This window comes from Colwellia demingiae (genome assembly GCF_007954275.1).
GTDB lineage: Bacteria > Pseudomonadota > Gammaproteobacteria > Enterobacterales > Alteromonadaceae > Colwellia > Colwellia demingiae.
Genome location: NZ_VOLT01000007.1, coordinates 26,111 through 44,172, shown reverse-complemented (window position 1 = coordinate 44,172; position 18,062 = coordinate 26,111). Strand labels below are relative to the sequence as shown.

The window sequence follows — 18,062 nt, the reverse complement described above, 5'->3', positions numbered from 1 at the left end:
CCTCGTATGTTTGCGTTTATTTAACAACGAGTGCAGGATAGCAACACACTGGATTACCAATAACATCCAGATTAAACAATTATAGTGGTCCAGATAGGAGAGATACGTGTTAAGACCTTGGAGTATGAAATTTTGGCTAGAAGATAGCCCTGGAAAAACGTTTCATACAAAGCTACTTAATAAGCTAATAACAGATATTAAAGACGGTCGTCTTGCCTCTGATTCTATGCTTCCCGGATCACGTTCATTAGCAAAGCAATTAGGGGTTAACCGAAAAACCGTTCAACTGGTATATGAAGAGCTTGAATCACAAGGATGGTTAGTGACAAAGCCTAGATGTGGGACATTTATTTCTAACATCCTTCCTGAAAATGAGTTGTCAGACAAAAATAAGCAACTAATCAATAATGCACAAAAAACTAAAGCACCTTCTAAATTAGTAGAAAATCTCTATCAAGATGCCCTCAGTACTAGTACGACCATGGCTACTGCAAATGATGGCATCCCTGATACGAGACTAATCCCCTATGAAATACTGGCAAGAGCTTATAGAAGAGCTTGTATCAGCTTGAGTCGTCATTCAAGTCTGGGTTATGGAGATCCTCGAGGCACTATAGAACTACGAGATTCAATCCAAAAGATGTTGTCCAATGATCGATTTATGAATTGCTCTTCCGAAGAAATTTGCATAGTCAGGGGGAGTCAAATGGGAATATATTTGGCTTCTAGAGTATTAGATCCTAGTAAAGGGATCATTGTCATGGAAAGAATGTATTATCCACCCGCCAGAGCGGCATTCGAGTCAAATGGATTTAAGGTATTAGCGTGCGAATTAGATCACAATGGTTTAAGTATTATAGCGTTAGAAAAAATATTATCTCTACATGAAGTAGTAGGTATTTATACTACACCTCACCATCAATATCCTACGACCGTATGCCTTCCGATGGAAAGACGGCTCGATTTACTAAAATTATCTAAACTACATAATTTCGTAATAATAGAAGATGATTATGATCACGAATTCCATTACGAAACCAAACCCATTCCCCCTCTAGCTAGTTTACCTAATTCAGAAAACGTTGTTCACATAGGTTCTATGTCTAAAGTTTTTGCGCCAGGTCTAAGATTAGGTTATGTAGCTGCTCATAAAAAATTTATTGAAAGGGCCGCACAAGAAATAGTACTTATAGACAGACAAGGAAACACAATCACTGAACATGTTTTATCCGATTTGATGGAATCTGGTGAAGTGAAAAGGCATATCCGTAAAACGAGAAAACAATATGAATCAAGAAGAAACTTTGCAGCACGTGAATTTAAAAGAGTGTTTGGTAAAAATATTTCATTCACGCTACCTACTGGAGGAATGGCCCTGTGGATAGATATATCAAAAACAATTAAGGGAAAATCAATAAAAAATTTGCACCATAAAGATTCAACACTGAGTACTCTTTACAACGATGAATCTACAGACCCTACTCATATTCGCTTTGGTTTCGGTGCTATTTCTGAAAAAGAGATTACCCGATCAATAGAAAATCTATCAGTAATATTGAAAGGTTCGTAGGTATTTTAATACGTTAAAGTATGGGACTTTTAGCAAAAAAACTCATGAAATCACTCCCTCTTTTACGGGGTATAATACTCAGAAGCCGAGTTACTTTGATGTATTTTATCTATGCGTAACAAGTTCGAAACCTTAATGAACCTTGTATAACAATAATTTGATATTATCGAAATAAAGTCGCACAATCCTCGCCTGAACTATAAGCTCACAAATGTGGGTCATAGAAAAAAGCATCTCCACCTAGTATTAAAAAGTAATCAGAGTAGGAATAATGGATTCAAAAATACAACTTACCAAAGAAGATCTTAGAAAGAATAAACCAACACGAGATGAATATTTAACTAAGCCAAAAATCCCCTTGATAGTGGTATTAGATAATGTCACTAACAGCTACAACATTGGTGCTTTTATTCGTTTGGCTGATGCTTTTGCTATCGAAAAAGTCATTGTTTGTGGCGCACTGACTATTTCAGATAAAAAGATGAAAAAAGCGTCTAGAAACGAAGCAAAATGGGTTTGTGTTGAATATAGCGATAGTACTACGGCAAGTTTACAAACTTTATTGGATGAAGGACATGCCATTTACAGTGTTGAGCTATGCCATGAGTCGGTTGATTACACTACTGTTAGTTATCCCTCTAAATGCGTTTTAGTATTAGGCAATGAGCGCAAAGGTGTGAGTGAAGCAGCATTGAAATTAAGCCATCAGCAAATTCACATCCCGATGTTTGGCATGGGTAATTCGCTCAATGTTTCTACCGCTGGTGCTATTGTCTTAGCCGAATGTGCTAATCAAATTAGAAAACTGCCATAAGGCTAACATGTTGTAAGAGTCGATTATTAAGAACCAGAGACTCAAACGTGTAGGAATATTTTCAACGCGACTTAAGGTTCAGTTCCACAATAACTTTATAAGGTTGTTGGAAAATATTTTTCAATGGACTATTTACTAATAACTGCCTTGGCTATCCAATTAGATTTACGATAACACAAAGCAATCTACTACAAGATAAGTACTCAAAGACAAAAAAAGCCAGTCATACAGTGACTGGCTTTTTTGAATAGACTTAGCTTTATTTAGGCTAAATTATGATGTTAAGTTTTTACGTCTAGCTGTAATACCAAATAAAGCTAAAGCAAATAATGCAATAGATGATGGCTCAGGGATACTTGTTGTTGTTGTTGTTGTTCCGCAGCCGTTACCATTGATACCTTGATTAGCATTATCACATAAATCACCAAAAAAAGTGAGGTGAGACAAGTCTTTATTGCTAGGAGTCGTCCAACTACCCGCTGTTACTGTTTCAGCTAAACTCATACAGTTAAATGTAAAGTTATAATTTTTTACATTTTTCTTGCAAGATGCATTTGAAATATTAACATCATCAACGTACCAAAATAACTTGTATTGATTACCTGCTTTTGCAGCCCAAAAACGAATATCAGGATATGAATTTTCTCCTTGAGGAGAGTATTTCCATTTACCATCACCATTTCTATCATCTACACCATCAGGCTGATCATTGCTTGGTCCACCACCTGTTTTATCTGTAAATTTCATTTTTAATTTCACAAAATCATCACTAGCGTTAGTGTATTTGTAATTTGTGTTTTCATCAGAAACTTGAAAATCCCCACTGAATTTAATTAAAGAGTTAGCTAAATATTGTGTATCTCCATTAGTATCTACTATTGATATTTTACAGGCAGAAAAACTTCCTGAACCACACTCGTTACCCTGAATGAGTGTACCAACTCGTGTCAATTTAGCATTAGCTGCATAGCTAACGAAAAGAGAAAGTCCGATCAATAAAATCATTGGGAATAAAAGTTTTGAAAACATAATATTTACCTGAAGAAGTGAAAATTAAATTATGCATTTATCATAATCATCCATATGTGAACATACAATGCAAAAATCGTACCTTATATTAAAGGTCTTTGTTATATATCACTTTAATGATTTATTTATAAATTTTAATAAAAAAAAAAAAAAAAGTGTAAAATTTATAGACAGTTTGAAAAGGTTAGTTATGCTGCGTTATCTTTATTCCAATAATTTTGACATAATCATTATCTAATGTTCACTTGCTATTTTGGATAGAAATTTGAAAGCTTATCCGTATATATTTTTACTCCTTATTTCCTCTTCGTTAGCTGCTTCACAGGAAGATAAGCTTTATGAAGAAGCTCGAAGTGCATTAAACGACAACCAATATGATGAAGCACTGATACACGTAAAAAACATACTAAAAACATCACCAGAGCACTTAGCCTCAAATATTTTAATCGCTGAAATATTGCTCGCTCACGGTAGTGCTAGTGCGGCAGAAGCAGCTTTAACCAAAGCGGCTTCCTTAGGCGCGAATAAGAAACAGTTACGTCTATTGTTTGCTGAGTCCTACATTATGCAAGGGCAATATAATAAAACCCTAGATTACCTACCAGAGCAAACAAATGACGACAAATTAGCCGCGAAAATTTATGTACTTCGTGGTGATGCGCATTTGGGGCTACGACAATTAAAGCTATCACAAAATGATTACAACACAGCGTTAACTTTTGATGCCAAAAATATAGACGCCAAGTTGGGATTAGCGCAAATTGCAGTTAATTACTTTCAATTCCGTCAGGCAGAAAAGCTCGTTGATGAGGTGTTATCTGGGTATATCCCTCCCATTAAAGCTTGGAATTTGAAGGCCAGTATTCAGCAAAGTTTAGGCAATAACGAACTTGCTCTTAATGCAATCAACCAGGCGCTATTGATTGATAAAAAAAATATTCAATCACTAATTTTTGCCAGTACTATTAACACCGAATTGCAACATTTTGAGTTAGCCGAACAATACGCAGATACCGTATTAGAACGAGTGCCTAATGAACCTAAAGCTGAATTTCTTAAAGCTATGGTACAGATTAGAAAAAATGAAAATACTGGCTTTGACAGCTCAATAGAAAAAGTGGCACAAGTTCTGGACCACCTGAGTGAGGATGTATTGCAGTCAAATCCTTCTTATTATTATTTAGCCAGTATCATTTTATTTCACCAACAAAAATATGAAGCAGCAAGACAATACATAGATGACTATTTATTTATAGATGAAAATAACATTAACGCTTTAATACTTGCTGCCACTATTGAATTATTGGAAGAAAAACCAATGCAAGCAAAGGCGTTGTTAAGTAGGGCTAATTTTTTAGATCCTAATAACCCAAAAATATTATCTATGTTAGGCATGACCTACTTAGAGCTAAAGCAGTATGAAAAAGCCCACTTCCACCTTGCAAAAGTTAAAGAGCTGCAGCCTAATTTAGGGATCGCAGACACTCAACTTGCACAAAGCTATTTAGCAACAGGAATGCCCGAAAAAGCGATTAAGCATTTGTTAACAGCCTCTGCAGCAGAATATGATCCAATAGTCGTTGGTTTATTATTGGTTGAGTCTTATATTAAGTCTGGAGAAATGAATAAGGGCATTAGCGTTGCGAAAAACTTAGCTGAAAACATGCCAGACAATGCAAATATTCAGCATCATCTTGGTTATATTTACCAAATTTCAGGTGAAATAGAGAAGGCAAAACATCAATTTGAACAAGCATTGATAATTGAACCCAATCATGCCAAATCCATTATTAGCTTAGCTAACCTCGATTATCAAAAGGGTAACGCTGATATTGCTATTAATCGTTTAAAAGCAGCATTAATAATCTCAGCAAACGATATTGATTTAATTACAGCTTTAGCTAAGTTATATAATCGTACTGATAATTCAGCTGCTAGCGTCATCTTATTAGAAGAACCATTTAAGCTTGATACTAAAAATGAAGAATTATTAAAAAACTTAATTGTTAGTTATGTTGGCGATAAACAGCTGATGCTTGCTATTGAAACATTGAATACTTATTTATTGAATCAAAGAAAAACAGTTGAGCTTTATCTTATGCTGGCAAGTTTACAAATAATGAATTCAGATGTGAACTCTGCAGTTAGTGCGTATAAATCGGCGATAAAACAAGACGGAGATAAAGGGACAATTTATTTGTTAATAGCCCATGCTTATCAACGATTTTCTAAAGTACCTGAGGCAATCACTGCCTATAAAAAATCGATGGCTTGGGATGGAGATAACGATAAAGCGATCATAGGATTAGCGCAACTTTATAATGCAGAAAATGATACTGACAGTGCAATAAAATTAATTAAATCGTTTGAAGTTAATCATCAGTTATCTGCCCAATTAGTCGAAGTGTTAGCTAATTCATATTTACGAATAAATCAATATAAACTAGCTGAAATATATTATAAAAAACGTATTAAATTAGCTAGTAATGACAGTAGCGTAGTTGGTTTAAACTTAATATACAGAGCGACGAAACGAACCAGTAAAGCGGTAGACTTATTAACAAAGTCGTTAAATGACAGGCCAAACAGTTTATTATTGAATACAGCATTAGCTGAGCTTTATATCGACCAATCTCAATGGATCAATGCAGATAAGATATATCAAACATTAGTTCAGCTGTACCCTAAGCAACCGGCAATATTAAATAATGCCAGTTATGTGGCTTTGAATATATCTGATTACCCACGAGCTGAAGCATTGGTAAAAAGGTCATTGGCACTTGTTGATAATCAGCCTGACTCTTTAGACACTTTAGGCTGGGTTTATTATCACACCAAAGAATTTAATAAAGCCTTACCTCTATTTAGAAAAGCGTTAGCCATCAATAATTCAAATCCGGCGGTGAAGTATCATTTAGCGTTAACACTCAAAGCTCTTAATAGAGATAAAGAGGCAATAAAATTAATGGTAGATGTAGTGAATTCAGATTATTCCGAAAAAGCTGATGCGGATGTCTTATTGAAGCAATGGTTAAAATAAGGATAAAAGTCTAAGAAATGTAGACTACTGTTTTATTAGCTTTTATTGGCTTTAATTAAGCGATTAACTTAATGTAGTTATCCAGCTATTACGGATTATCTGTAGTTAGCTAAAAGCTTACCAACATTCGCTTTAGTCGTTTTAGTTAACTTCTGAATTAAAGAAAATGGCACTTCATCAATACCAGTTTGTTGCTTAATATCATCTAACATCGCGACCCAAAGCTTTGCTGTCATTTCAGAATCATATAATGCTCTATGGAAACTGCCATTTGAGGCAATGCCTTTATAGTTAGTTAATGTACCTAACTTATGGTTAGGTGCAGTTTGATATAATCGACGAGATAACAATAACGAGCAGGCAAACTGCCCATCATAACCCGACGAAATACGCTTTAGCTCACTATCTAAAAAACGCTTATCAAACGATGCATTATGAGCAACCAGGTTTTGCCCTTGAATAAAATCGCTAAAGCGACCCATGACTTCATGACATGGCGCGGCTTTACTTAGCATTACATTAGTGATGCCAGTGTAATCAGCAATAAAGTGACTTACCGGTCGCCCAGGATACATCAACTCTTGAAAACGATCAGTTACCACTCCATTTTCAAGCTTTACCGCACCAATTTCAATGGCTCTATCGCCATTATCAGGTGACAGACCGGTTGTTTCAAAATCGAGGATTATTAGAGAGTTTGCGTTCATAAGATTAGTTACAGAGTAGTGATCAATTAATGGTCGTTAATAGAGGTTTTTGAGGCTTCTTTAATTTTGAGTTAATGATATCAGCTATAGCGAGAGTGTTGTGATTTCATCTCTAGAAAACTTCAACTTTACGCAACATATATTGGCAGCGATAAAACCACTTCAACACCTTGCTTAACATAAGGAGAGTCTTTATCACTCCCTTGAAGTAAACCTTGATAATTGTCTATTTTAATCGAGCCATTATGATTAAATAAAATTTGTCGACACAATGCTAATCCAATACCACTGCCTTGAGGTTTTGTGCTGTAAAACGGCACAAAGACATTATCTAAATTTGCAATGCCTGTACCCAAGTCTCGAATAGAAATATGCTGCCAGTTACCTTCTTGCGAACTGTTAATCTCAATTATTTTTTCATCAGTATCGCTCATTGCCTCAACAGAATTTTTAAATAAATTAATCAACACTTGCTCAAGCTGACTTTTATCCGCTTCAATTAATAATTCGCTATCCAGTTCACACTGTATTTTACATTCGGGATAAAGTGTTGAAAGTTTATCAATCATAAACACTAACTTGAATACTGATTTATTCGGTTTAGGTAACTGAGATAGTTGACTGTAACTGGCAATGAATTGGCTTAAAGAGTCTGCACGCTCATTAATAATGTTAATGCCTTCAAGTAAGGATACTTTGTCTACTTCGCGATCTTCCCTTTGTAACTTTTTTTGCATTGATTGGCTGATGGCAACAATTGGCGTTAATGAATTATTCATTTCATGACTTAATACCCGAAGCAGGCTTTGCCAAGCTTTACGCTCTTTCTCCATTAATAGACGTTCGGCATTAGTAAGAGTAAAAAGTTGATGCTGTTTGCCATCACTTAAAAAAGACTCTTTAGATAAAAAGTGTTCACCACTAATTGACCCTTCTTTAAACTCAATGATACCTGCATTGGCGCTAATAATTTCAGCGCCAATAGGTAAAGTCGCTAATTGAATATTGGTTATATTATCGACCTCATTACCGACCTGCCCCAAAACAAGTTTATGCGCCGAAGCATTAGCCATAACGACAAAACCTTGCTCATCAGTGGCGAATACCATGGCATCCATTTGTTCCATGATGCGCTCTAATAACAAACGTGATTCTTTGGCTTCAATTTTATGTTTTGACAAAGTATCTGCTAAAACGTTAACTGAATTGAGTAGTTCTTGAAACGCTTGATTCGTTTGAAGCCGCCCTCTTAACGTGTAGTCGCCATCAATCATCGACTCAATTAAGTTAGATAATGTGCGGATTTGATAATGCGAATTTTGTCTACTCGCCACGATGACAAAACTACACAGCAGTAATAAAACAATGAGGATAAAAGCAATTAAATAGCCTGATATTTGCGTTAAGAAAAGCGCAGTGGCGGTGATGAAGAAACACGGTATACATACCAACAATAATAAATTATGTTGGTTTTCGCCGTGTTGAGTTTTTGAATTACCCAAAAGTAATTGCCAACTTTTTTTAATCCAGTTCATACTTACTCAAACGTCGATAATAACCACTTCGACTTAACCCTAAGGACTTCGCTGTTTCAGTGGCATTACCACGATGAAACTTCAGACGCTTGATTAAGGTTTTCCTTTCGATTTCATCAAGACTTAAATTGGGATCATCCAAAGATTCAACAGCACCATTTTCAGAGTTATTAGCGCCTGTTAACATCAACTCTTGGGTCTCAATACTGTCTTTTTTACAGGTGAAAAGCACTCGCTCCATCATATGACTAAGTTCACGAATATTACCAGGCCAGTCATATTGCTGCATTGCAATGATGGCTTGTTCTGTAAGTTTAGGACAAGCTCGATGGTATTTAGCACTGAAAGATTGAAGAAAGTGCTCAGCGAGCGCGGGGATATCTTCAACTCGCTCACTTAATGATGGCACTCTTAACTCAATAGTATTTAATCGATAATACAGATCTTGTCTAAAGGTATTGTTTTTAATCTCAGCCAATAAATCACTGTTAGTCGCCGAAATAATACGTACATCTGCATGTAATGATTTACTACTGCCAACCGCCTCAAACTGTTGTGCTTCTAAAACGTGCAGCAACTTAGCTTGTTGAGCAAAAGGAATATTGGCAAGTTCATCTAAAAATAAAGTACCTTGCTCTGCCATTTCAAAGCGACCAATACGATTTTCTTTGGCATCAGTAAACGCCCCTTTTACATGGCCAAACATTTCGCTTTCAAAAAGTGATTCGGGTATAGCGCCCATATTAACAGGCACAAAAGAATGTTTTTCTCGTGTAGAAACACTATGCACATAAGCTGCAAGCATGCTTTTACCCGTGCCATTATCACCAGTTAATAAAATACTCATATCGCTTTTTGCTAAATCATCAAGGGTTGCTAATAATTCTTGCATAGGTTGGGATTGTGCAATGATACCTGCACGACTGCCAGGGTGGGCTTGCGAGGTGAGCAATTGATTTTGCTGACTGAGTCGTTGTGCTTTTTTATCGGATTTTGCCAAGGCTAATTGATTGTCAATCGCGCTGAGCATACGTTCATTTTTCCACGGTTTTTGAATGAAGTCTTTTGCGCCAGCTTGCATAGCTTCAACGGCAATATCAATAGTCGCCCAGCCAGTCATCACGATAATGGGAACATTAAGTTCAAGTTCTGTGATTGCTTCAACTAATTGAACACCCTCAGCACCAGAGGTTGTGTCTTGCTGAAAGTTCATATCAAGTAGAATCAAATCAACACTTTGAGTTTTTAAATTATCTAAAGCAGCTTGTGGCGTTGTGACCGCTACAATATCAAAGCCTTCGTCGGCTAAAACAAATTTTAAACTGGCAATGATATTAATATCATCATCAGCGATTAGTATTTTTTTATTCACAAGCGTTTATTCATAAGTAGTTAAGTTTCCGAGATTATGTCTTCACTTTAAGTAATATCGAGCAAAGGAACAAGAATTAGATAGTTATAAAGTCTATTTGCTTAAAAAGTTGACTGATAAGGGTAACAGATGAAGTACGAGATCCATCTATTACCCTAGGCAGCTTAATCAGCCTACTCGTAACGTAACGCTATGCTCGGTTCCATTTTAACGGCACGTTTGGTTGGTGTAAAAATTGCCAACATAACAATGACTGAAAGCACCGAAACTACCGTAATAGCAATGCCGAAGTAGAGGTATACCGGGAATATTTCTTCAGTAAACTTATGAAAACCAAAAGAGATTAAAGCAAACAGTACCACCGCCAAGCCTAAACCAATAACTAACTGACGGGCCCCCTGCTTTAAAAACATCTGTGTAATATTTTTATCACTAGCCCCAACAGCACGCCTAATACCTACTTCATGGGTACGCTGAGCCACTGAATTTGCCGTTAAGCCATAAATACCCACCATGGCCAATAATAAAGCAAAGAAACCAGTACCAAAGGTTACATTCGACATTAAGCCCATTGAATCTCGCATCATGTTTCTGTTCTTACTCGCTAATTGAACCGAATATGTCATCTCAATAGAGCGATCGGTATCAAACATGGCTTGATAGAAAATTTCTTCCGCGTTTTGCGTATTGGGTAAAGTACGATAATAAACAATTTGGAAGCTATTGATAAATTGTAACCCTGATACATAAACTTCATCAGCACTATCTAATCGAGCAAACATAGTAGAAGCATTAAGACGGTCTGTAACAACGCCAACAATAAAAACTTTTTCATTTTTATCATCTATTTTCACCTGAAAACTTTTTTCTAAAGCAGACTCTCCCGGCCAATAACGTTTAGCCATAGATTGGCTTATCATAGCCGTTTTACGGTGACCCAACTTATCAAGGTGAGTAAATTGTCTCCCTGCGACTAAGTCAATACCCACTGTTGCGGTATCACCAATAACCGTAATAGTATCAATTTTAGGTTTGCTCTCTTCAGAGGCATAATCCTTACCTTCGAGAGTCACTGTCGATTGACGTCGCCAATCGTTTGCAACAACACCAACCACTTGAGGATGTTGCTCAATGTTTTCTTTTAACGATTGAAATAATGCTAATTGCTGCGTAGGCTCTGGGTATTTATTTTCAGGTATCGACATTCTTGCTGACATCACATAGCTATAATCATCGCCCATTTCAAGGTTAATCAATTTATGTGATATGTAGGCAGAAACAGAGCCAATTAACATTAAAGTGGCGACCAAAAATACTTGGCTAGTGACTAATATCCGAGAAATCCTGCCTGCTTTTTTACTTTGAGCACCACGGGTTCCATCTCTTAATGTGGTATTAATGTCTTGATTTGCAGAGCGCCATGCCGGTAAAAAAGCTGACAGTAAAATAGTAACCACGGTAAATGCAATGCCCATTAGCAACGTTTGCAGATCCATACTCCAATGCCACCAGAAGGAACCTCCACCTGGAATCCACGAGTGAAAAGCAATTTCGGTATAATCTAAAGCAGCCCCAACCAATAGTAATGACAAAATGCCACCAACCGTTGAAATGATAACGCCTTCCCACATTAACTGGCTAACTAAGCGAGAGCTAGTTGCCCCCAAAGCAGCGCGAATAGCGGTTTCTTTTTGACGTTCAATGGTACGAGCGAGTAATAAATTGCCGACGTTGATACAAGCAAGTAATAAAATCAACCATGAAATGGCGTTTAAGAAGACAAAAACAATACTGCCTTGGCCGTTGGTTTGCGCCGCTTGGAATGACATCAGCTTCGCGCCTTTTTCAAACTCAGGCATGTTATATAATTCTACATTCTGTTGATAAACTTGGTTAATGGCTTGCCCCAACTCCAATTCAGCTTGTTCAATAGTGGTACCAGCGTTAACTCGGCCATACGCAAAATAGTTTTCACTTTGCTCTGCGGTAGCATTAAAAACGCTGTCTGACAGTGGCAACCAAATTTGTGAAGTATTAGGAAATAGATATCCTTTTGGCATAACCCCAATAACATCAGTAATCACCCCATTTAGCATCAGGCTTTTTGACAAAACACCTTCATCGCCATTAAGTTCAGACTGCCAAATTTCATAGCTAATTAATGCGACTGGCGATGCACCTACTTTGTTATCTTGGGCTTGTATCGTTCGACCTAAAATAGGTTCTGTACGGCTGAACTCAAAAAAACCATTTTGGACATAGCTTCCTGAAATATCTTTACCTGATTGTTCAACAGACAAACGAATATTACGATTATCATAAACACCAAACTCGGTAAAACTGGTTACACTCTCTTTAACATTGTTATATTCATAACCCGTGATTAAGTTGTAGTTACCGTCAAATTCAACAGTAATCGCTTTTGCCGTTTCAGCCTCAGGTATTGGTAGAGGTTTGTAAACCATGGTATATAAAAATGAGAAGGTGAATAAACTAATCGATAATCCACCGATTAATACCCCCAAGGTCATCGCAGTAAATTTAGGCGCTTTAAATAACAAGCGAAAAGCGTATTTAATATCTATTAACATCGACATGGTACTTCTCCTAAGGTTTAGCCCGCAGCCAATTCAACTGGTTTAAGCGTTACTTGACGATCATGATTGATATTGTCTTTGATCAGTTGCCCATCAAACATTTCTAAACACCTACTCGCTCTCTTCGCTGACGAGGGATCATGGGTCACCATGCAGATAGTTGCGCCATCATGATGAAGTTGATCGAATAGCTGTAAAACTGCCTCGGCATTTTTTGAATCTAAGTTACCTGTTGGTTCATCGGCAAGAATAATTGCAGGGTCATTAACTAAGGCTCTAGCAACGGCAACGCGCTGTTGTTGTCCGCCAGATAATTGTGAAGGGTAATGATTTTTACGATGTCCCATTTCTACTTTCGCTAATACTTCATTCACTTTAGCTTCAATGGCTTTTTTAGACTTTCCTGTTTGATACGTCAACGGTAACATAACATTTTCAAATACCGTGAGATCTGAAATCAAATTAAACGATTGAAAAACAAACCCTATTTGTTCACTGCGTATTTTTGCTCGTTGATCCCGTGTTAAAGCTGAAACATCACTACCTGCTAAATGATAATGTCCTGAACTAGGTGCATCTAATAATCCTAGTAAAGAGAGTAAGGTTGATTTACCACAACCTGACTGGCCACTGAGTGACAGGTATTCACCCTTATTAATCTCTAGGTTAATAGTATTTAAAGCCCGCGTTTCTATCTCTTCAGTTAAGAATTTTTTGCTAATATTTTTTAAGGTGATAAGTGCAGTCATAATTATTCCCATATGGTATCAGCAAGTTACTTGCTGCTGATTTTCATTTTTTGAGTCGTGTGTATTGAGTAACTATTCATTAAGTATTATTGCTAATAGACCATTAATTGATCTTAATTTCTTGATGTTCTTGCCAGCTTGATGTGTCTGAAATAATGATTTCATCACCAAGCATCAAACCATCTATAATTTGAATTTTATTTACTGAACTTTGACCTAAACCAACGGAATATTTACTCGCAAATTGCTGGTCTTGGCTCAGTTTATACAGGCCAACCTTAGTATGTCTTGGTGCATAAACAGGTCGCTTTACATACAAAGCATTTTCAATATTGCTAATAGCAATCAGCCCATCAACGGTTAATTCAGGACGAGCTTCCGTTGGTAAGTCACTCATTAGTTTGACATCGATCAACACCATGCCAGATTTTACCGCTGGGTCGATACGCGTCACTTCACCAATAATCTCACTGGTGCGAGTATCAATAGTCACTAATTGGCCTAGCGCAATATCTTTTACCCTAACTTCTTGTACCTGTAATTCTGCAAATAAGGTGTTTTGATCGGCCACTAAAGCAACACTATCTCCCACTTGAGCACGTTCACCGAGTTCTAGTGAAACTTGTTGAACAACACCAGACGTTGATGATCTCACTTGCAGCGCAGCGACTTGCTCTTGCACACGCTGATAATTATTTTCAACTAAACCAATACGGGCTTGTTGAGCAATTTTTGTTGCCGCCATATTCGCTTTCATTTTTTCAGTTTTTTGTTGTTGAGCGCGCCAAGATTGCATTTGTTGCTTAACAGTTAATTGGCTTCTTTGGTATTCGAGCGCAGAGACTGTCGCATTACCTTGTGCCAATAGAGCGGTTTCTGCATCAAGTTTTAGTTTCGCTGATTGATAGCTATATTCTGCAGATAATACTGAATTTTCTAAATCAACCATCTGTGATTCTAGCATCACAAAAGCAACATGACTTTCAGCCTTTTTTGCTTCCAGCTCCCAACGCGCCTTTTCTAAATTACGATGTAGTTCAGGGTTAGATAATTGTACAAGCACATCACCTTTATTTACTTCAGCGCCAGCTTTAACAAAGACTTGCTCTGCTCTACCTGAAACTTGCGAGGATACCCAACGAATATTAAGTGGCTTTAAAACACCTGTTGCACGCACATTAACTCGAAAATTACCCTGCTCTACTTTGGCGGTAACAACGGCGCTTCGTTCAATAAAGTAAGAGGCATTACCTAAAATATTTCTTAATGAATAAGTGCCGATGAGTAGAATAAATACAGGTAAAACAAACCAGTATTTTTTCCAAAGTGGTTTTTGAACGGCTTTTCTTTGTATATCCATGATTCATCTTATATTTGTAAATGAGATGATTAGTTATTACAAGTCTTGTGCCATCTGTAAAATAAAAACTAACATACTGATTATATTGTGTTTTATTTAAATTACACTGTCACTCATATGAGGGGGTGTGTCAATTTCGACACAGTTTTCATTGTAGTGAGTCGCACTTGTGAGACATGAACACTTGAGATTTAAATGAACATTACTGCTTTAGTGATAACTGATTTGCGCTAATCACTACAATAGGGCTGTGAAAGCAGAAAGTCCTTAATGCAATGTAATACCAAGTCCATTAAGTTAGTTCCCACTCAGAGCTTGCCAGCGGTTTGAGAATAAATAGAATTTTTTGCATATAGTCACTCTATATAAAAGAAATTTTATGCGATTATCGAGTCACTGGAAAGCTCCCTAACGGCGAGTTTAAAAGGCTTACATGCTGCGTTATTGATTTTGATAAGGGAAAAACCATTATCTACAATCAATGTCTTGCCTCTAAGCCTTTTAACTATCGCTGAGTGGGAAGAAATTTATTGGAATTGGTATAAGCCCATACGTAAATCTGTCTAGGGTAATTAGATTTAAAATCCTCTAAAAAAGATGCGTTTCAAACTAAATTTATTTAACATTTTTTCCATTAATTCAACATCTGAAAGCCGATCATCTAACGCTTGGATTTGTTGTGAATGTTTATCGAGTTGTCTATCTTGTGATCTATCTAAACCACCACTAGCAATAAAACTACGAATTTGTATTAGTTCACCTTTATCTAACCAAATCCCACAGCTAATGCAGGAATCGATAATTACCCCTGAGATAGCTTTAAAGTTTTTCCGAGACATTAATTTATCGCAACAAGCACAAGGTAAATACCCTTCCGCTTTTGGCGTTGGTTTCCTAAGAAAGTTTGGCTCCGACTTATCATCACGATAAACGTCAAACTCACTCGTTAACACTTTAAATTTATCAGGCTCTAGCCATAAACCTTCACAACTTGTGCACTTGTCTAATTGATAATGATTAAACTGAAAAACCACTAAGGGATCTTTACATCGAGGACATTGACGGTTTTCATTCTCTATTTCTTGTTTCATTGAACCACCACACATAGGGCAAATACGACATGTGCCTTTTACTATGTGTTCGCAATGAATGCAGTGAGAATTTGACATATAAATCCATTATAAAATACTGACTATGGAATTTATTGTAATTGAGTGAAGGGCTAAAGTAATCACTTTCAGTAATGTAATGGGTATGCAGGCACTCTTCAGCATATGGTCGTAAATAAAAATAGTGGTTATTTGGAGTAATAATCACTATTTTTACTATTATTTAACTGATTGATTAGCTGTTTTTTTGTAACCATTCCTTCGTTTCAGTAATATCAGCGCCGCCAAATGACAGTGATAATAAGTTAGCCGCAACCAATTGCTCTCCGGTAAAGGTGTGCTGTTTATATTCTAATTTAGGTGCAGCAATAGCATCGGATATGACCTGGCACTTATAGCCTTTATTGACCGCACTTCGACAGATGGTTTGCACACATGCTTGTGCCATTGCACCGACAATAACCAAGTTATCTATACCTAACTCAACCAATGTTTGCTCCAATGTTGTATTAATAAAACTGTCTATTTGATGTTTTATAATCACAGGCTCATTTTCATTAGGTTTAACACTTGATTCAATATCAGCACCTTCTGTATTCGCTGTGAAAAAGGCTGCGTTGGCATCTTCAAATATATGTTGAATATGAATAACTGGCATTTCGTTTTGTCTAAAGTGCGCTAATAATTGACTTGCTTTTTTGGCGGCTAAATCAGTATTATCAAGTTCAAAACGACCACCACTAAAATAATCATTTTGTAGATCAACCAAGACTAACGCCGTTCTCTTATCGTGAACAGGTTTTGTATGCTGTGCTAAAACAGTAAAGTCGTCTTCTTCAAGGTACCACTGACCGTCTTCTGCCAGGGTCCACAACTCTTTACTAATAAAACCACTGGCAATATTCATGCGCCAATTCGCTGAAAGTACTGCTTGTCCATTATTTAATACTTTGATATCAATGTTTCGATAAACTAAATCACTTGGGTTACTTTTGGAAAACTCGAACCAAAAGTCAGAAATAGCCTCTATTGAAGTAAATTTTCCAAAAGGGTGAACTTGCATCGTTGCAGTGGGTAAATATCGGTTAATACATGTTTGAACATTCCCTTGATTGAAATCAGAGATCCACTGGGCGCTAGCTTTCATAACGTTATTTCTAATACTGTTTAATGTTATTTGATTCATTTTTTATCTCTTAGTTATTTCAGAAGCACCATTTTATTGTTATTCTAAAGAATGATAATTAGCCAAAAGATGAAAACAATGTTCAATAAAAGTGAACAGAAGCGCTTAGCTTACCAAATGTTAGTATTTGATGAAGTGCTTAAGCAAGGCTCATTTACAGAAGCGGCTCATAGCCTAGGGCATACTAAATCAGCAATTAGTCAGTATGTGAGTCAACTTGAACGAGCCCTAGGAGTACGATTGCTCAATAGAAGTACCCGCACTTTAAATTTGACGCCAACAGGACAGTTAGTTGCCAAACGTAGTGAGCAATTACTTGAGTTATTAACCGTCACTTTAGATGAAATACAAGAGAGTGCTATCGCACCAGCGGGCCGAATTGCAATAACGGCTCCACATGCTTTTGAGGCGTCTTTAGTCACACCAATCATTACAGAGTTATGTGATGAATACCCCAAGCTTACACCTGAACTTACTTTTACTGATGAACGTTTAGATATACTTAAACATCAGCTTGATCTGGCCATTTCAGTGGGGACACAAAAAGATAGTTCGTATCATGCGATACTTATTGGGGAGTTAGAAAGTGTGTTAGTTGCTTCGCCAAAATATTTGGCTAAGCAGACAGGGATTAATGAGAAAAATTTATCATTACAAAATTTAATTATGCTGCCATGGCAACATAATTTTTCTCTTACTAAAAACGATAATAACGCGATTACTTTTAGTAGTTTAAAATACCTAAAAATGAATACCTCAACCAGTGCCATTAATAGTGCAATCACAGGTGCGGGTATATGTTTAATACCGTCAGTTTTTATTAAAAGTGAACTACAGTCAGGTACCTTGCAACGAGTACTACCTGATTATTTAGGCGAGCCGAGAAACGTCTATGCGGTACATTCATATCATCAACAATTACCATTAATATTACGGTTATTTATCAATAAATTAAAAGCTAAGTTCTTGCAAGAACAATAACTATTATCACATG

General features: G+C 36.7%; 13 protein-coding genes. 4 read left to right on the top strand and 9 right to left on the bottom strand.

The features are described from left to right. The first annotated feature begins 124 nt into the window (after positions 1–124). Positions 125–1,570, top strand: coding sequence for a MocR-like pyridoxine biosynthesis transcription factor PdxR (gene pdxR / locus ESZ36_RS14065; RefSeq protein WP_146789067.1), 1,446 nt, complete (start codon positions 125–127; stop codon positions 1,568–1,570). A 271-nt stretch (positions 1,571–1,841) separates the two neighbouring features. Continuing rightward, positions 1,842–2,384 carry a TrmH family RNA methyltransferase gene (locus ESZ36_RS14060; protein ID WP_146789065.1) on the top strand — a complete coding sequence of 181 codons (543 nt, stop codon included), beginning with the start codon at positions 1,842–1,844 and terminating at the stop codon, positions 2,382–2,384. Positions 2,385–2,657: 273 nt separating this feature from the next. Here the strand turns inward: ESZ36_RS14060 and ESZ36_RS14055 are convergent, their stop codons facing one another. Next, positions 2,658–3,413 carry a PEP-CTERM sorting domain-containing protein gene (locus ESZ36_RS14055; protein WP_146789063.1) on the bottom strand — a complete coding sequence of 252 codons (756 nt, stop codon included), beginning with the start codon at positions 3,411–3,413 and terminating at the stop codon, positions 2,658–2,660. A gap of 265 nt (positions 3,414–3,678) precedes the next feature. Here ESZ36_RS14055 and prsT point away from each other — a divergent pair, with 265 nt between their 5' ends. Beyond that, positions 3,679–6,453, top strand: a complete 2,775-nt coding sequence (prsT, locus tag ESZ36_RS14050; RefSeq protein WP_170235850.1) for an XrtA/PEP-CTERM system TPR-repeat protein PrsT — start codon at positions 3,679–3,681, stop codon at positions 6,451–6,453. Positions 6,454–6,548: 95 nt separating this feature from the next. Here the strand turns inward: prsT and ESZ36_RS14045 are convergent, their stop codons facing one another. The 8 genes from ESZ36_RS14045 to ESZ36_RS14010 all read right to left on the bottom strand — a co-directional run bounded on the left by ESZ36_RS14045 (position 6,549) and on the right by ESZ36_RS14010 (position 17,068). Further along, a complete protein-coding gene (locus ESZ36_RS14045; RefSeq protein ID WP_146789059.1) occupies positions 6,549–7,160 on the bottom strand; it encodes a 3'-5' exonuclease in 612 nt (203 codons plus the stop codon). A 128-nt stretch (positions 7,161–7,288) separates the two neighbouring features. Then, positions 7,289–8,695 (bottom strand): sensor histidine kinase, encoded by a 1,407-nt coding sequence (locus ESZ36_RS14040; RefSeq protein WP_146789057.1) that lies wholly within the window; start codon positions 8,693–8,695, stop codon positions 7,289–7,291. After that, complete coding sequence (locus ESZ36_RS14035) at positions 8,682–10,067, bottom strand: sigma-54-dependent transcriptional regulator (protein ID WP_146789055.1); 1,386 nt, start codon at positions 10,065–10,067, stop codon at positions 8,682–8,684. Before ESZ36_RS14035 ends, ESZ36_RS14040 begins: the two co-directional genes overlap by 14 nt. A gap of 173 nt (positions 10,068–10,240) precedes the next feature. Continuing rightward, positions 10,241–12,664: an FtsX-like permease family protein gene (locus tag ESZ36_RS14030; RefSeq protein ID WP_146789053.1), complete on the bottom strand. Its 2,424-nt coding sequence runs from the start codon at positions 12,662–12,664 to the stop codon at positions 10,241–10,243. 17 nt (positions 12,665–12,681) lie between these two features. Further along, positions 12,682–13,413 (bottom strand): ABC transporter ATP-binding protein, encoded by a 732-nt coding sequence (locus tag ESZ36_RS14025; protein WP_011041624.1) that lies wholly within the window; start codon positions 13,411–13,413, stop codon positions 12,682–12,684. A gap of 103 nt (positions 13,414–13,516) precedes the next feature. Then, complete coding sequence (locus ESZ36_RS14020) at positions 13,517–14,773, bottom strand: HlyD family secretion protein (protein ID WP_146789051.1); 1,257 nt, start codon at positions 14,771–14,773, stop codon at positions 13,517–13,519. A 578-nt stretch (positions 14,774–15,351) separates the two neighbouring features. Then, the gene (locus ESZ36_RS14015) at positions 15,352–15,942 is read right to left on the bottom strand and encodes a zf-TFIIB domain-containing protein (protein ID WP_146789049.1); all 591 of its coding nucleotides are present in this window, start codon (positions 15,940–15,942) and stop codon (positions 15,352–15,354) included. 175 nt (positions 15,943–16,117) lie between these two features. Then, complete coding sequence (locus tag ESZ36_RS14010; protein ID WP_146789047.1) at positions 16,118–17,068, bottom strand: cysteine hydrolase family protein; 951 nt, start codon at positions 17,066–17,068, stop codon at positions 16,118–16,120. A 78-nt stretch (positions 17,069–17,146) separates the two neighbouring features. Between ESZ36_RS14010 and ESZ36_RS14005 the strand changes: the two genes are divergently transcribed. Continuing rightward, positions 17,147–18,049 carry a LysR family transcriptional regulator gene (locus ESZ36_RS14005; RefSeq protein WP_146789046.1) on the top strand — a complete coding sequence of 301 codons (903 nt, stop codon included), beginning with the start codon at positions 17,147–17,149 and terminating at the stop codon, positions 18,047–18,049. Positions 18,050–18,062 lie beyond the last annotated feature (13 nt).